Origin of the sequence: Cryobacterium mannosilyticum, from assembly GCF_004402705.1 — a bacterium.
In the GTDB taxonomy this organism is placed as follows: domain Bacteria; phylum Actinomycetota; class Actinomycetes; order Actinomycetales; family Microbacteriaceae; genus Cryobacterium; species Cryobacterium mannosilyticum.
In genome coordinates this window covers 48,831-63,101 of record NZ_SOFM01000024.1, presented here as the reverse complement: position 1 = coordinate 63,101, position 14,271 = coordinate 48,831, and the positions used below count along the sequence as shown (strand labels likewise).

Here is a 14,271-nt window from a genome sequence, read left to right as displayed (position 1 = left end):
TGCGGTGACCCGTTTGTTCAGGACAGCTATTGGAGTTTCACTTTATGCGGCTGTGAGGGTGAGTTCGGCCAGTTTCTCGGCGGGTGTGGCGTAGTCGAGAGTGTGGTGGAGTCGGGCGGTGTTGAAGTGCGTGATGTAGCTCGTGACCTCTGCGGCGGCGGCCTTGCGGGTGGTGAAGGTGAGCCAGTTGAGCCGTTCGCCTTTGAGCTTGGAGAAGAACGTCTCCGCGGCCGCGTTGTCCCAGCACTCCATCTTCGCGCCCATCGATTGACGGATGCCGTTTCGGCCGCAGTACCGGCGGAACTGCTTCGACCGGTATTGAACTCCGTGATCGGAGTGGAAGATCGCGCCGGGTTTCACATGGCCAGTCTCGATGGCCATCTGCATCGCCCGAACGATTAAGCGGGTCGGCATTGTCGCCCCCGACGCGTGGCCGAGCACGGACCTCGACGCGAGGTCGATGACGGTTGCGACATAGAGCCAGCCCTCGTGCGTGCGGACGTAAGTGATATCGCCGACCATGATGGCGCCCGGCGTGAGGGAGCTGAAGTCGCGCAGGAGCAGGTCCACCGGGTCCAGAGTGCGCCTGGAGCGCCGGTTCGCGACGCGGAAGGCCCGCTGCGCGGCTGGCGAGATCAGGCCTAACGCGTTCATGATGCCAGCCACGGTCTTCCGGTCGACCGGGAAGCCCTCGCGGGCCAGAGCGGCCGTGACCTTGCGGTAGCCGGCCACCCCGTTGGACTGGGCAAACGCCGTGATCACCTGCCCGGTCAGGATCTCGTGGCGAGATTCGGTCGGCGTGGTGTCTCGGTTGACCCACTCATAAAACGACGACCGGGAGACCCCGAGCTTCTTGCAGAGATACGACACCGGAAAATGTGCCTTCAGTCGGGAGATCAATTCGAACCGTTGTCTTCTTGATCGAGTTCCCGAGTGAAGGCGCGGGCTTTTTTTTCGAACTCCACGTCCCGCTTGAGCATCGCGACTTCACGTTCCAGGTCCCGAATCCGCCGTTGCGCGGCCCCAGTCATCTCGCCCGCGGGGTCGATCTCCTCGAGCCGGGCCGCGTTCACCCAACCCCACAACGTGGTTCGATCGATGCCGAGCTCGACCGCGACCCGGTTGACCGACCCGCCGGGCTCTTTCACCCGACGGATCGCATCCGCCCTCAACTCAGGCGTAAACCGCCCGTACTTCCGATGTGCCATGACGTCTATCCAATCAATATCTCAGATGGACTGTCCGGAAACACCGGGTCACCGCAGTCGTTCAATCGACTCGCTGGATTACGTTCGTCGTTATCCCTGAGCCGACGGCAGGTGACTTGGCACCGTGCGGCGAAGTCGAGCGTTGTCTATGTCGACCTGCGATGGTTTGTTAGCGGACATGCCGCCCAGTTCGGATTGGCCATTGACAATGGGTTCCGCGCACTGGCGTAGACCCTGTTGGCGCCTCTGGCCAGCAACCTACCCAAATGCCATGTCTCACCTGCTCGTGCGGTCGTGTCCTGGCCGTCGTAGGCCGAGCACAATCAGGATGATGCCGACGATGGCGAGGATGAGCCCGATGGAAAGCCACATCCGGTTGCCCGTCATGAAACTCCCCGGGATCAGATTCAGACCCTGCCCGGCCCAGACTCCACCAAGGATCAGAGCGATCACGCCCACGGTGATCAGGGCGATGCGTCCGCTACGGCTAGTCACGTCTCCCAACGTACCCTGACCGTCTCATCCGTCGCCCGGTAGATTCCGCTTGCGAACGGCGGTCCCCAATGTCGCCGGGTTGCTCCTCCAAGGCCTCGGAGTCGCGCTGCTCTTGCTTCCGCTCTCCACGAGACTCCCTCACCCTGCCGAACGCCACGGGTCTGGCGCTCCCGCCGAACAAAGCAACGTCTCGGTCACAGAACCGCAGGTGTGACCGGCCGTCATCACGTTGGACGGACTCGGACTGCCATCGGGCCAGATTCATCAGAGGCTCCGCACCATCATCCAATCCGGCGCCCTGGCTGCCGGGGAGAAACTGCCGCCCGTGCGGCAACTGGCACGAGATCTCGGAGTGGCGACGGGGACGGTCGCCAAGGCCTACAAGCTACTCGAACGCGAAGGTCTCGTGGCGTCTCGAGCTGGCGGCGGCACCCGCGTCAATAGCTCAGTGCCCGCCCCGCCAGCACCGGTCTTGCAGGCAGCCCGAACTCTATCTGAGCTCGCCGTTGGCCACGGACTGGGCCTGGAGGAAACCATCAGTGCCGTGCGCGCCTCCTGGACAGGCAGCTGAACACCAGATCATCGGTCGCCCCGCCGATTAGTTGAAGTCGCCGGCGTATCGGCCAGTACACCGTTCCCAAACGCCTCTCCCCCGTAACTTCGGAGCCTCGGCGGATTGGCGCCGAATCTGCGTCCATGGACGTCCGATCGGCGGGACACCGGATCAGGGGGTCCTCAATCGGACGCGCCGGCACCTAGCTGAGGTGGCTTTTCCCGTCAGTCCTTGCCACCGACAGCACCATGATGACGGGCGGGCGCCAGTCCGGTCATGGTGTGAAGAAAGTGCTCCGCCCCACCAGCGGTCAGCGAAGGGAGTGCTCGGCGTTCCCGAGTACGAGCGAGCGAGGGACGAGTGATCCGGCGGCCAGGAGGATCCCCAACGGCACGGCCACCGCTTCGAGGGGCGCCCCCACCAGCCAAAGGATGTCGCGGGCAAGACTGCCTCCGACATCCGCCGTACCCGACAGGTCGTACTGCCATGCGGCCAGCGACTCCTGCAGGATCAGCCCGAGCACGACCAGGCCGACACCGGTCCAGAACATTCTTACCAATGCTCGCTGAGCGGATGCGGCGTCCGGAGCGGTGCCGTCGTGCACCGAGCCGTTCGCTGGAGTGCTGCCGGCCACGCGATTGCGTTCGACTGCCCGGACGACGACGAAGAATGCGATGAGCGCGAGCCCGAGCTGGAACGCAACCTGAGCCAGAAGTATCTGCGTCCAATGCAGCGCCGGATTGTTCAGGGCGTCGTTCCCCCAGAGCACGAACACCAGCGACATAAGGTACAGCCTGGCGGCCAGGCCAACGACGGTGAGGACTATCCCTGTCCACAGCAGATTCCTCGAGGTGAGCGTGGGCGGCATTGCGCTCCTTCTTGTCGGACGTGACGCGCCCACCTTATCGGAGCTCGAAGCAGTTGCGAACCCGGCAACAACGACGAGGAGCAGGCCAAGACCGGCCCCCGTGGTGAGTGCCCAGTTGGTGATTGTCGACGAGACCGTGCCTCCGTCTGCCGCCGTCCAGGTGCAGCCATATCCGATCGGCACGGTCGACGCGAAGGAATCGACCAAGCTCCCCTCCGCCCGAAGCGCTCCAGACGGCAGCGCGGCGTATGTGCAACGGTCGTACGCGAGACGAAAGTCAACAACTGTCGCTAACCCATAGGACGTGACCAGTAAAACGACCCCGAGTACTCCGGCCGGAACCGCGAGACTTCGAACGCGAACTGCTCTCTTCGACATTTGTCCCCCTCGCGCAGACGTTCAGCATCTCACTTCTGAGCTGTCGGCAGTTCGCCAACTACTGAGTCACGGAGAGCGACTTCGATTTCTGACTTCTTGAACCCAGCCAGCCACAGCGACTCCCGAATTCTCGCCTCGGCACGTTCTTCCCCGATGCCCCTCGGTGCGCGATCACTAGCGGCCTTACCCTGTGTGCGGTCCCGTCCGTACAGGGTCCGACCAACGGGCACTTCGACCCACACGTTATGCTCCGTCTCGAGCTGAGGGCGAGACGGGACGCTCAAGCCTGGAGCCGAAACTTCATCTTTCGATGAGCTCTCGGGCGGCTGCGCGTCCGGTGCGCACGGCACCTTCCATGTAACCGCACACCCATTGGTCGGAGCCCACCACCCAGAAGGGAGGTTCGTGCGTGCCATGAAGGGGACCGACGGCGGTGACTTCTCCGGGACGCCAGGCTGTGATGTAACCCTGCGTCCACGGATCCGCACCCCAGTTGCGCATGAAGACGGCCGTCGGGGTTGTCGCCCTCGGCCCGTAGGCTAATCCCAGTTCCGCGGTTAGCGCCTTCTCACGGAGCGTTGGCGGCGTTGCATAGTAGGGGACCAGCTTGCCGACTGGTACGAGTGCAGAGAGAATACCCCTGTTCTGTACCCACGTCCCGCCGAGGATGGTGTGTTCAAAGTAGCCGGTGCCGTTCTGGTTGTTCTCCTCCCAGAAGGAGGAATCGTAGACGGACACGAACTTCGCGGCGGGGGCGTGTTGTTGGCGGTGTAGCGATGCGAGGCGTTGGGCGCTGAGACCGGTTATGCGAACGTCCCGAAGCGGCCCTGCCGGCAGGGAGCAGACGACATCGGTCCCGGTGAAGCGCTCACCGGTGTGAAGGGTCACGGAGACACTGTTCGTGGTGATGTCGATGGCGGCTACGGGACTGGAGTAGTGAATGCGGTGCGCCAGTTGCTCGGCCATGAGAAGTGCGACGGTGGCGGAGCCCTCGACGACTTTCAAGCTCTCCCACGCGTCGTAGTTGTAGAACCCGAGGGCGCCCGCCGTTGCCTCCTTGCGAAGGTCGCCGAGCAGTGACCGCCGTTCGACGGAGTCGTCCGCCAAGGCCATCGCGCGAACTTCCATGGCGCGGACGATGTTGGGGGTGGCACCTTCAGAGCGCAACCAATCGCCAACTGACAGGCGGTCCAGGGCCACAGCGTCGGGATGCTCCCAGGGATTGTCTGGATCCACGGTTACCGCTAACTCTGTGAACTGCTGCTCGATCCGGTCGTGCTTGCCCTGCTCGGCGGCCGATAGCCATGGCACCGTGTTGCCCACTGACAGGCCGTCGTTCATCAGCCAGGTCGACTCGCCCGGGATATCGGTGAAGCTCGGACCGAGGTGCAACCCCAGCTCATCGACCAGACCTCGATACGCCGTGTGCGAGTCGCCCACGACCTCTCCGCCGAGTTGAACGAGGCGACCATCGGCAGTCCTGGTTTGCTCGACCCGCCCGCCCGGCCGCGCACGAGCCTCCAACACAACAACATCGGACCCGGCGTTCATCAGGTCCCGGGCAGCACTCAACCCAGCAAGACCGGCTCCAACGACAACCACATCGTGCGTACTCATTCCGCCTCCTCAGTCAGCCGCAAACGCCAGCACGAACTCGAGTCGTGGTCGGTCCGATAAGGACACCGTCTGTTCGTGAGCTCACGGCGGACCTTGCGGCTCGGTCCCTCGATCGCCTCCGACTATCTCCCGATTTGCACGAAAGGGCGCAGGGGCGTCGAACCGAAGTCGTTCCCTCCCCACCCGCCCGCCCGGCAACGCAATGTCATACGCAGACACCTGGAAGCCATCCCGGACACACTCGCAGACCCTCATACGCGAGAACGCGTGGACCGCTGATGAAACCCTAGACCCGGATGGCGGTAGCACCCCGATTTGCCTCGAACTGGGGTGCTACGGCGAATCCGAGGCGGGCGCCCGTCGGGGTCGATGTCGAGGTGGCAGAGGGGAACCGCCCAGAGTCAGGGGTTGGACGAGACGGGTTCAGGGGTGTCCTGGCGTACGAGTCCGGAAGTCTGGGCCCGCGGCGGGCAGGTTCGTGCCAGTCATCCGGAGCGTCGGCGATGGTCTTCCGCCGACCCACCAGGCGAGTTCACCCCGGGCGAGGCCCGCTCTGTGCAAGCTGGTGTTCTCGTCGGCACCATTCTTGGTGGCGATCGTCGTCGGGCGGGTCAGCGGTGGCTCATGGGCCCCTGTCCTGACGCGATCAGGTTCGGCGCGGCCGCCGCGTCCAGTTGAACCGTTTGCACTCCCAAAAAAATGAGCGTATACATTAATGAGTCCACTCATTGGAGGCGGCATGCCAGATCAAATCGATCACTTGCGCGGAACGACCCGCACCGCAGGGGGTCGGCGCGAGCGCAACATGGACGACAAGCGTCGCCGGATCTTCGCGGCGGCAGCAAACCTGTTCGCTGAACACGGTTTCGACGGCGTGAGTACGCAGGAGATCGCCGACCGTGCAGACGTCGCCGCCGGCACCGTGTTCCGGTACGCGTCGTCCAAGAACGAGCTCCTGCTCATGGTCTACAACCAAGACATGCGTGCGGCCATCGATGACGGTGATCGGGCATCCGCAGGCGTCCTCGACGCGGTCGAGGCGCTCGTCGCGCTGGTCCGGCCCATCCTGATGATTTCCCTTCAAAACCCGTTCACGATGGTCGCCTACCAGCGGGAGCTGCTTTTCGGCGCCGCAGCCGAGGTGTATCGGGCCGAGGGCCTGGAACTGGTCGCCCGTCTCGAGCGAGCGATTGCTGCGCGGCTGGTTGAGAGCACTACTGCCTGCGGAATCGATGACGACGTCCTTGCGCAAGAGGCGCGGTGGGCCGCCCGCACCATCTTCGCGGCGCTCTCCCTCATACTCGCCGCGCCGTCCACGGGCGCGCAGCCCACAGCAGATCCCAGCGACGAACTTCGGGGACAGGTCGCGCAGATCGTGCGCGGCTTCCTCGCGACCGTACAGCAGTAATCCAGAAATCACAGAGAGAGAAGCCGGACCGTGTACTACTCCAGCAGCAATTACGAAGCGTTCGTCCACCCGCGCAAACCCGACGGCGTCGAACGCAAGACCGCATGGTTCATCGGAGCCGGCGTGGCGTCAATGGCCTCAGCGGCCTTCATGATTCGCGACGGCCAGATGGACGGGTCAAAGATCACCATCCTCGAGCGGCTCCCGCTCCCCGGCGGGGCCCTGGACGGAATCCGAGAGCCGAAGAAGGGCTTCGTCATCCGCGGCGGGCGGGAGATGGAAGAACACTTCGAGTGCCTGTGGGATCTGTATCGTTCGATCCCCTCGATCGAGACCGAGGGCCTGTCCGTGCTCGATGAGTTCTACCGGTTGAACAAAGACGACCCGAACTACTCCCTCCAGCGGGCCACGATCGAGCGGGGCCAGGACGCCGGTCCCGGCGGCCGCTTCGATCTCTCCGAAAGCTCCCAAAAGGAACTCACCGAGGTCTTCTTGGCCACCCGTGAGTCGATGGAGGGTAAGCGGATCAACGAAGTCTTCAGCGAGGAGTTCCTCACCACGACCTTCTGGATGTATTGGCGAACCATGTTCGCCTTCGAGGAGTGGCACTCCGCCCTCGAGATGAAGCTGTACCTGCACCGATTCATCCACCTCATCGGCGGACTGCCCGACTTCACGGCCCTGAAGTTCACGAAATACAACCAGTACGAGTCACTGGTGCTGCCCTTGTACCGTTGGTTGCTCGACCAGGGCGTGACGTTCAGGTTCGGCACGGAGGTCACCGACGTCGACTTCGCGATCACGGCCGACCGCAAGACGGCCACGGCCATCCACTGGATCGCTGAGGGCGTCAGCGGCGGCATCGATCTCGGCGACGATGACCTCGTACTCACCACTATCGGCTCACTGACCGAGAACTCCGACAACGGGGACCAGCACACACCGGCAAAGCTTGACCAGGGCCCGGCCCCGGCCTGGGACCTGTGGCGGCGCATAGCCGCACAGGACCCGTCGTTCGGGCACCCGGACGTCTTCGGCTCGAACATCCCGCAGACCAAATGGGAGTCGGCAACGGTCACCACGTTGGACCGGCGCATCCCTGCGTACATCGAGAAGATCGCCAAACGCGATCCATTCAGCGGAAGGGTGGTCACCGGCGGCATCGTCACCGCCACGGACTCCTCCTGGCTGCTGAGCTGGACCGTCAACCGCCAGCCGCACTTCAAGCAGCAGCCCCCGGACCAGATCGTCGTCTGGGTGTACTCGCTGTTCGTCGACAAGCCTGGCGACTACGTGAAGAAGACCATGCAGGAGTGCACCGGTGAGGAGATCACCCAGGAGTGGCTCTACCACATGGGCGTTCCCGTGGCCGAGATCGACGAGCTCGCGGCGCAGGCCGCCACATGCGTGCCCGTGATGATGCCCTACATCACGGCGTTCTTTATGCCCCGACAAGCAGGCGACCGACCCGCTGTGGTCCCGGCCGACGCGGTCAATTTCGCGTTTCTCGGCCAGTTCGCCGAAGCCGGAACCCGCGACACAATCTTCACTGTCGAGTATTCGGTGCGCACCGGAATGGAGGCGGCCTACCAGCTCCTCGGCATCGACCGCGGCGTGCCAGAAGTCGTCAATTCCACCTACGACGTGCGCAAGCTACTGGCCGCCACCAGCCGTCTTCGCGACGGCAAGGAGCTCGAGATCCCGGGCCCGGTCCAGCAGCAAGTGATGAAGCGGATTGCCGACACCCAGATCAGCGAGATGCTCACAGAGTACGGCCTCATCTCCTGAATCGGAGTGATGTCCGTCGCGTGTCAAGGTGAAGCGCCCGCCCCCTTGTGGTTGGGCGGGCGCTTCGGGTTGATGCACTCAGTCAGCTGTCGCTCTCGGTGCACCAGGGGAAGTACGAGTGCCCGACGAGCCTTCCCAACCGCCACTCCCCCGAGGCGTCGGAGTCCCCTCTGCGAATTGGGGCCAAATCTGCGTCCGTAGACGTCCGCCATGGTGACGTACATCAGAGCGCCATAGTGGTTCCGGTTCGCTCGGGGCTTGCGGTGAACGGGGCGGCAATGTGGCTAGATATCGCCGCCGATGGCCTCGCCGAGTTTGGCAATGGTCCGCTCGTTACGACGGTAGTGCGAGAACTGGCCGATACGAGTACAGATCACAAGATCTGCGCGTTGCAGCGTCGCCATGAACTGTGAAGCGGTGGACTGTGACACGTTTGCACGCGCTTGAATGTGCTTGAGGCACACTCCGACCTCGTCCGCTGGCCGATCCTGCGGCGGAAATGAGTTGCCGTCCTTGAGCCAGCCCAAGATTGCCAAGCGAGTTGGGTGGCCGAGCGCTTTGAAGGCGCTCACCAGTTGATCGTCGCTGAGGTCTTCCATGACTCCAGCATAGTGTCAAATCGTGATATCGCGATGTCACGATGCTGTGGTAGACCTGATATCGGTAAATTGCGTTATTGCGATGAAAGAGGAACCATGGCACTGAGAACTGCATTGGTCGTCGGAGCACGTGGTGTGATCGGCGGGAACTTGATCGAGCACCTCGATCGCGTGGGAGGCTGGACGATCATCGGACTCTCTCGGCGGGGAGGGGTTTGTCAGGGATCGATTCGGCATATCGCCGTTGACCTTTTGGACAAGGACGACACCGCTGGGAAGCTCGCCAGCCTGACTGAGGTCACCCATGTCTTCTATGCCGCCTATCAGGATCGCGCGAGTTGGGCGGAACTGGTGCCGCCGAACTTGGCGATGCTCACAAATGTTGTCGATGCGATCGAACCCGTGGCGCCGAAGCTGGAGCACATCAGTTTGATGCAGGGGTACAAGGTCTATGGCGCTCACCTGGGGCCCTTCTCGACGCCGGCCCGTGAGGACGATCCGCCGCACATGCCGCCGGAATTCAACGTTGACCAGCAGCAGTTCCTTGAGCGCCGTCAGGCCGACGCCGCTTGGTCGTGGTCGGCATTGCGCCCCTCGGTTGTGGCCGGCATTGGGCTCGGTAACCCCATGAACCTCGCCATGGTGCTTGCGGTGTACGCCTCGATCAGCAAAGAGCTCGGCGTCCCGTTTCGGTTCCCGGGCAAGCCCGGGGCCTACTCAAGCTTGATCGAGATGACGGACTCGGGGCTGCTGGCGGAAGCCACGGTCTGGGCGGCAACGAGCCCCGGTAGCAGGAACCAAGCTTTCAACATCACTAACGGGGACATGTTCCGCTGGTCGTCGATGTGGCCGAAAATTGCAGCGTTCTTCGACCTCGAGGTAGCGCCACCGCTGCCGATGAGCCTGAGCGACGTGATGGCAGGCAAGTCTGACCTCTGGGACGCAATGGTTGCGAAGCACGATCTGGCAAAGACTCCCTACTCTGATGTGTCCTCCTGGCAGTTTGGCGACTTCGTCTTTGCGTGGGATTACGACGTCATTGCCGACACCTCAAAATCGAGACGTGCTGGCTTCCACACCTATGTTGATAGCGAAGCAATGTTCCTGAGAATCTTCCAGAGCCTCCGAGACCAGCGACTGATTCCCTAAGCGGAAGGCGGGAACGCCGCAGCCAAAGCGCCTGCCCGGACGATGCCCCGAACTGACGCGGACGGTGGTCGGAATGCGGCTGCGGCTGCCCAGCTTCGGAGTGTGGCGCCGGCTCGAATTCCCCGGCACCATGGTCGACGACGAACTATCCACGGAGGAAGGCCTGCGCGCGCTGGATCGTAATGTTGCGTCGGGTATCGGTGACGGGGAACTCGCTGCATATTCGAACGAGGGAGACGGGATCGATGAGCCCGGCTTCGACTAGCGCGTCCACAAACTCCAGGTCCTTTTCATCACCACGAACCAACTTTGCGGCACACAGATCGTGTGGATCGAGGCATCGGGCCAGTGCGCCGTTGGGACTGTCTGGTGCCAGCTGAACGGTGCGGGTCTCCCAGCCATTCGGGAGCACCGCGGTCGTAGCGTTGACACCCTGCACGTAGAAGCCGTGGTCCATGTGAAACTGGGACCACTCCCCCAGGTTGACGTCGATGAGCGTAGCCAGGGTGTAGTCCGCATCGTCCGTGATCGGTGCAATGTCGACCTCTTCAGAGAGCGTGGCCCGTTCGGGCAGCTGCGTCTCATCATAGGAACCGAGGATGGCCTGGCTGCCAATGACGAGTACCTCGCGTTGCTCAGTGACCCTGGTGGCGTGCCGGATCGCCTCCTCGAGCTCCCTGCGTTTCATTCTTGGTTAGCCCGCTCGATTGCTGCGACCCGCTCGCCTTGAGTGAGGGCACCAGCGAACGGCGAGTTCTGTCGGAGTTCCCGACCCTCCGGAGTGTCCGCGAGCATGCCCAGGATGAGTAGGTCCACGGGACTATCCACAAGCTCGGCCCAACGATCAACCCACTTCTGCCCGATCGGGGAACGGAGCCGAGCCCGAAGGCGAACGAGGTTGTCCGGCACCACATCAAGCACAGCCTGCGGATCGGTCCTGAGCCTGTTCGCGAGAGTGCGATGCAGTTCCATCGTCACCCTCTCTTCACGACGAGTGTTGACGACCTCCACGCGGGGACGTCGCCCCATCACAGCCAGGGCACGCTTGAGCGTTCCGAGCTGAATCCGGTCGTCCCGCTCGGACTGTTCCATCCGCGTGACCGTACTGGGAGCAACACCCAGATTCTCAGCGAGATCACGAACCGTCCACCCGACTGACCGGCGCGTGTCTGCAATCGTTGTCGACATCTCATTCCTCCTGTGTTGCATTGTACTGCAACAAGGTCGAGGGCGCTGGAGGTCTTCCCAGACCATCCCAACCGGGACGTGCACCTCGTCGACTAGAGACATGACCAGGCGGGTGCCGGCAAGGCTCGCCAGCGGTACCGCGTGACCGCGGCAACTGGACCAGGCTCCTCCTCCTGAACGATCTCGTCCGCGTCCATGGTGTTCACCTTCCTCCTGTCAGCCCGCATCGGCAGCAGGCCCTGTGCCCGCTCTGGGATAGCAAGAACTTGGCTTGATAGCCGTGTGGCGCCATGACGACAGCAACCTGGAACACCTATCGCCGTTTTGGTAGTACCGCGGTAGTATTATGGTATGAAAATCAGTGTTAGTCTGCCAGACGAGGATGTTGCTGTCCTCGATGAATATGCTCGCGCTGCCGGCCTCTCGTCTAGGTCGGCCGCAGTGCACCACGCCGTGCGCATGCTGCGGCTTCCCGATCTGGAGCAGAATTACGAGGCGGCCTGGAGCGAGTGGGAAGCCTCGGGTGACCTCGCGGTGTGGAGCGTGACCGCGGCTGACGGGATTGCCGATGCTGCGCGGTGAGATCCGGCTCGTGGATCTCGATCCGGTGCGAGGGAGCGAGGCCGACAAACGACGTCCGGCCGTAATCGTCAGCAACGATCGCGCGAATTCGATCGCGGCGCGGCTGGGCCGCGGAGTGGTCACCGTCGTGCCCGTCACCAGCAACACTGACCGGATCTTCCCTTTTCAGGCGCTGTTGCCCGCCGGCGCGACCGGGCTACCTCAGGACTCCAAGGCCCAGGCCGAGCAGGTGCGCTCGATCGCCGTCGAGCGGCTGGGCGCGATCCTCGGGCGTGCCCCTGCGGATGTCATGGAACAACTTGACGACGCATTACGTCTTCACCTGCAGCTGTAGCGACCCCACCGCTCCGCGGCGGGATCCGCTACCGGACTTTGGCGTGCCCGCTGAGGGTTCCACCTACGGGCATCCATCTCGGCGCCGCCCTGCGGTGACGCCAACCAGCGATAGCGAAGAGAAGGCTCATTCGAGCTTCTTGAGCATCTTCACCGAGGTTGTCTCGTAGCCGAGGGAATCGTAAAGTCCCCTGGCACCGGTGTTGAATCCGAAGACGCTGAGGCCGAGAGAGCGCGCACCGTGTGAGCGTGCATATTCCTCGCCGAGCAGCATCGTTGTTCTCCCATGACCCTGGCCACGCTGGTCAGCGTTGATGAAAACGTCCCAGACCCACCACGCCCCCGGATCGGTGGTGACATCCTGCCCGATCCACAGATATCCCACTGCCGTGCCAACCTCGTTCATAACGTGAAAGACCTCATTGCCGGGGCTCTGAGTACTCTTCGGGAATGAACGAGCCATGCTCTCGACCGCTATGCGCCGAGCTTCCTCGTGTGATCGACCCTGGGCAAGTAAATCGCCGACGTACTCCGCGCAGCTTTGCTCAATCCATGTCGGGAACTCGCTGGCCAAGATTCGCTGAAGGGTTACGGTCACCTCTCAATTCTTCCAGGCCGAGCCGTCGAGTTGCACCGACGGATTCCGAGAGCAGAGCGGGGACGGGCCGGAGGGCATGAACTATTGGATGAGGCCCTGGCCTAGATCTGTCACTCTTAGCGTTCCCTTGCGAACCCTGGACGCCATCAGCAGCCGCTCCCCCCTTCTCGCAGAATGAGTGCCGGGGATCGTCCGGGGATGGAGACGAATCTGAGCCCGTGAGGCTGTCTCTGCCATCGCGCAACTATTCTGCGGAGAATCCGCCCGTTGCCAGGGAGTGTCGGAGACCAACCCGAACGGCCGGCCACTCACTCTGAATATTTGAGAATACGACGGTGTCCCGAAGCGCGCCGTCTGGTCCGACGGAGTGGCTGCGTAGCACTCCGTCCTGTTTCGCGCCCAATGCTGCTATCGCCTTTCTCGATATGCGGTTGTGCCAGTGAGTGCGAAATTCCACCGCGATGCAGTGCAAGTCGTCGAAGGCGTAGCCCAGCTGCAAAAGCTTGGCCTCGCGATTCGCCCCGGTGCCCTGAGCGCTTCTGGCCAGCCAGGTCGATCCAATCTCCACTCGCGGGGCATCGACGTTCGGATTCATGAAGGTCGTCATGCCGACTATCCGTCCTGTTGATGTAAGCCGGGTGGCCCAGGGCAGGACAAGTCCCTGTGCGTGAAGACGGAGCCGGCGGGCAATCTCTCCCGCCATCGACTCGGGGTGCGGTACCGCGGTGTACCAAGCGCGCCAGAGTTCACCCTCGTCCGCGGCCACACACAAATCACCCACATGATCCAGCGAGAGCGGTTCAAGGGTCACGAGCGGACCTGTGAGCGTGCACGATACTGAGAGATCCATGTTTTGACGCTATGGCACCTCGGAAACTCTTTGAGCTTGAATGAGGCGCTGATCACGGGCGGTTTTGAGGATCAAGCCGCGACACATCCGCTCAGTGGGTCGGAGCGTAAGGTGGACCGAATGATGCCAACGCCGATCCTTGTCCCTGCGGCATCGACCACGTCCGCTGAGGTAGAGGTCTCGCTTCAAACCGAAGTCGTGCCAGACGCGGACAGCACGCCGGGTCCCGGCCTGGTCCCGGAGCTACTGATCACCTCTCTCGAGGCGAGCCTGGATTTCTGGTGCCGTCTGTGCGGATTCGAGGTGCTCTACGACCGCCCCGACGAGGGGTTTGCCTACATCACCAGCGGCACGGCGCACATCATGCTCGAACAAAGAGGATCGGGACGGAACTGGATACCTGCCCCTCTGGAACCGCCTCTCGGCCGCGGGATCAACTTCCAGATCACTGTGGCGTCGATACAACCGCTGCTGAGTGCTCTCGACGCCGCGAGCTGGACCCTTTTCATGGAACCGGAGACGAAGTGGTACCGGACTGGCACGACCGAGGCCGGCGTAGCCCAGTTCCTGGTTCAGGACCCGGATGGATACTTGATCCGATTCCAAGCATCTCTGGGCCGCAGGCCTACCGGGGCCGGCACCCTTTAACCCTGCAGC

General features: G+C 62.9%; 17 protein-coding genes. 7 read left to right on the top strand and 10 right to left on the bottom strand.

The window, feature by feature from the left end:
• Positions 1-42: 42 nt before the first annotated feature.
• The 3 genes from E3O32_RS09045 to E3O32_RS09035 all read right to left on the bottom strand — a co-directional run bounded on the left by E3O32_RS09045 (position 43) and on the right by E3O32_RS09035 (position 1,703).
• Positions 43-900 carry an IS3 family transposase gene (locus E3O32_RS09045; RefSeq protein WP_241974731.1) on the bottom strand — a complete coding sequence of 286 codons (858 nt, stop codon included), beginning with the start codon at positions 898-900 and terminating at the stop codon, positions 43-45.
• Complete coding sequence (locus E3O32_RS09040; protein WP_134508731.1) at positions 897-1,208, bottom strand: transposase; 312 nt, start codon at positions 1,206-1,208, stop codon at positions 897-899. Before E3O32_RS09040 ends, E3O32_RS09045 begins: the two co-directional genes overlap by 4 nt.
• Before the next feature lie 276 nt (positions 1,209-1,484).
• A complete protein-coding gene (locus E3O32_RS09035) occupies positions 1,485-1,703 on the bottom strand; it encodes a hypothetical protein (protein WP_198417543.1) in 219 nt (72 codons plus the stop codon).
• A 229-nt stretch (positions 1,704-1,932) separates the two neighbouring features.
• Here E3O32_RS09035 and E3O32_RS09030 point away from each other — a divergent pair, with 229 nt between their 5' ends.
• The gene (locus E3O32_RS09030) at positions 1,933-2,274 is read left to right on the top strand and encodes a GntR family transcriptional regulator (RefSeq protein WP_241974730.1); all 342 of its coding nucleotides are present in this window, start codon (positions 1,933-1,935) and stop codon (positions 2,272-2,274) included.
• Positions 2,275-2,566: 292 nt separating this feature from the next.
• Here the strand turns inward: E3O32_RS09030 and E3O32_RS09025 are convergent, their stop codons facing one another.
• Both E3O32_RS09025 and E3O32_RS09020 read right to left on the bottom strand, forming a co-directional pair.
• A complete protein-coding gene (locus E3O32_RS09025; protein WP_134508729.1) occupies positions 2,567-3,124 on the bottom strand; it encodes a hypothetical protein in 558 nt (185 codons plus the stop codon).
• A gap of 678 nt (positions 3,125-3,802) precedes the next feature.
• Positions 3,803-5,119 carry a flavin monoamine oxidase family protein gene (locus E3O32_RS09020; protein ID WP_134508727.1) on the bottom strand — a complete coding sequence of 439 codons (1,317 nt, stop codon included), beginning with the start codon at positions 5,117-5,119 and terminating at the stop codon, positions 3,803-3,805.
• Positions 5,120-5,858: 739 nt separating this feature from the next.
• On the opposite strand from E3O32_RS09020, the gene E3O32_RS09015 reads away from it, so the two are divergent.
• Entirely contained in the window at positions 5,859-6,527 is a 669-nt protein-coding gene (locus E3O32_RS09015) for a TetR/AcrR family transcriptional regulator (protein WP_134508725.1), read from the top strand.
• A 30-nt stretch (positions 6,528-6,557) separates the two neighbouring features.
• Positions 6,558-8,315: an oleate hydratase gene (locus E3O32_RS09010; protein WP_134508723.1), complete on the top strand. Its 1,758-nt coding sequence runs from the start codon at positions 6,558-6,560 to the stop codon at positions 8,313-8,315.
• 284 nt (positions 8,316-8,599) lie between these two features.
• Here the strand turns inward: E3O32_RS09010 and E3O32_RS09005 are convergent, their stop codons facing one another.
• Entirely contained in the window at positions 8,600-8,914 is a 315-nt protein-coding gene (locus E3O32_RS09005; RefSeq protein ID WP_134508722.1) for an ArsR/SmtB family transcription factor, read from the bottom strand.
• A gap of 96 nt (positions 8,915-9,010) precedes the next feature.
• On the opposite strand from E3O32_RS09005, the gene E3O32_RS09000 reads away from it, so the two are divergent.
• A complete protein-coding gene (locus tag E3O32_RS09000) occupies positions 9,011-10,063 on the top strand; it encodes an SDR family oxidoreductase (protein WP_134508720.1) in 1,053 nt (350 codons plus the stop codon).
• 145 nt (positions 10,064-10,208) lie between these two features.
• Here E3O32_RS09000 and E3O32_RS08995 read toward each other — a convergent pair whose 3' ends face one another.
• Together E3O32_RS08995 and E3O32_RS08990 are read right to left on the bottom strand one after the other, a co-directional pair.
• Complete coding sequence (locus E3O32_RS08995) at positions 10,209-10,751, bottom strand: DUF6036 family nucleotidyltransferase (RefSeq protein WP_134508718.1); 543 nt, start codon at positions 10,749-10,751, stop codon at positions 10,209-10,211.
• The gene (locus E3O32_RS08990; protein ID WP_166788586.1) at positions 10,748-11,251 is read right to left on the bottom strand and encodes a helix-turn-helix domain-containing protein; all 504 of its coding nucleotides are present in this window, start codon (positions 11,249-11,251) and stop codon (positions 10,748-10,750) included. The genes E3O32_RS08995 and E3O32_RS08990 overlap by 4 nt, the downstream gene beginning before the upstream one ends.
• 351 nt (positions 11,252-11,602) lie before the next feature.
• Between E3O32_RS08990 and E3O32_RS08985 the strand changes: the two genes are divergently transcribed.
• Positions 11,603-11,833 carry a ribbon-helix-helix domain-containing protein gene (locus tag E3O32_RS08985; protein ID WP_134508714.1) on the top strand — a complete coding sequence of 77 codons (231 nt, stop codon included), beginning with the start codon at positions 11,603-11,605 and terminating at the stop codon, positions 11,831-11,833.
• Positions 11,820-12,167: a type II toxin-antitoxin system PemK/MazF family toxin gene (locus tag E3O32_RS08980; protein WP_134508712.1), complete on the top strand. Its 348-nt coding sequence runs from the start codon at positions 11,820-11,822 to the stop codon at positions 12,165-12,167. Before E3O32_RS08985 ends, E3O32_RS08980 begins: the two co-directional genes overlap by 14 nt.
• 126 nt (positions 12,168-12,293) lie before the next feature.
• On the opposite strand, the gene E3O32_RS08975 is transcribed toward E3O32_RS08980, so the two are convergent.
• Together E3O32_RS08975 and E3O32_RS08970 are read right to left on the bottom strand one after the other, a co-directional pair.
• Positions 12,294-12,764, bottom strand: a complete 471-nt coding sequence (locus E3O32_RS08975) for a GNAT family N-acetyltransferase (protein WP_134508710.1) — start codon at positions 12,762-12,764, stop codon at positions 12,294-12,296.
• A 244-nt stretch (positions 12,765-13,008) separates the two neighbouring features.
• The gene (locus E3O32_RS08970; protein ID WP_134508708.1) at positions 13,009-13,614 is read right to left on the bottom strand and encodes a GNAT family N-acetyltransferase; all 606 of its coding nucleotides are present in this window, start codon (positions 13,612-13,614) and stop codon (positions 13,009-13,011) included.
• Positions 13,615-13,650: 36 nt separating this feature from the next.
• On the opposite strand from E3O32_RS08970, the gene E3O32_RS08965 reads away from it, so the two are divergent.
• Entirely contained in the window at positions 13,651-14,262 is a 612-nt protein-coding gene (locus E3O32_RS08965; protein ID WP_198413009.1) for a bleomycin resistance protein, read from the top strand.
• Positions 14,263-14,271 lie beyond the last annotated feature (9 nt).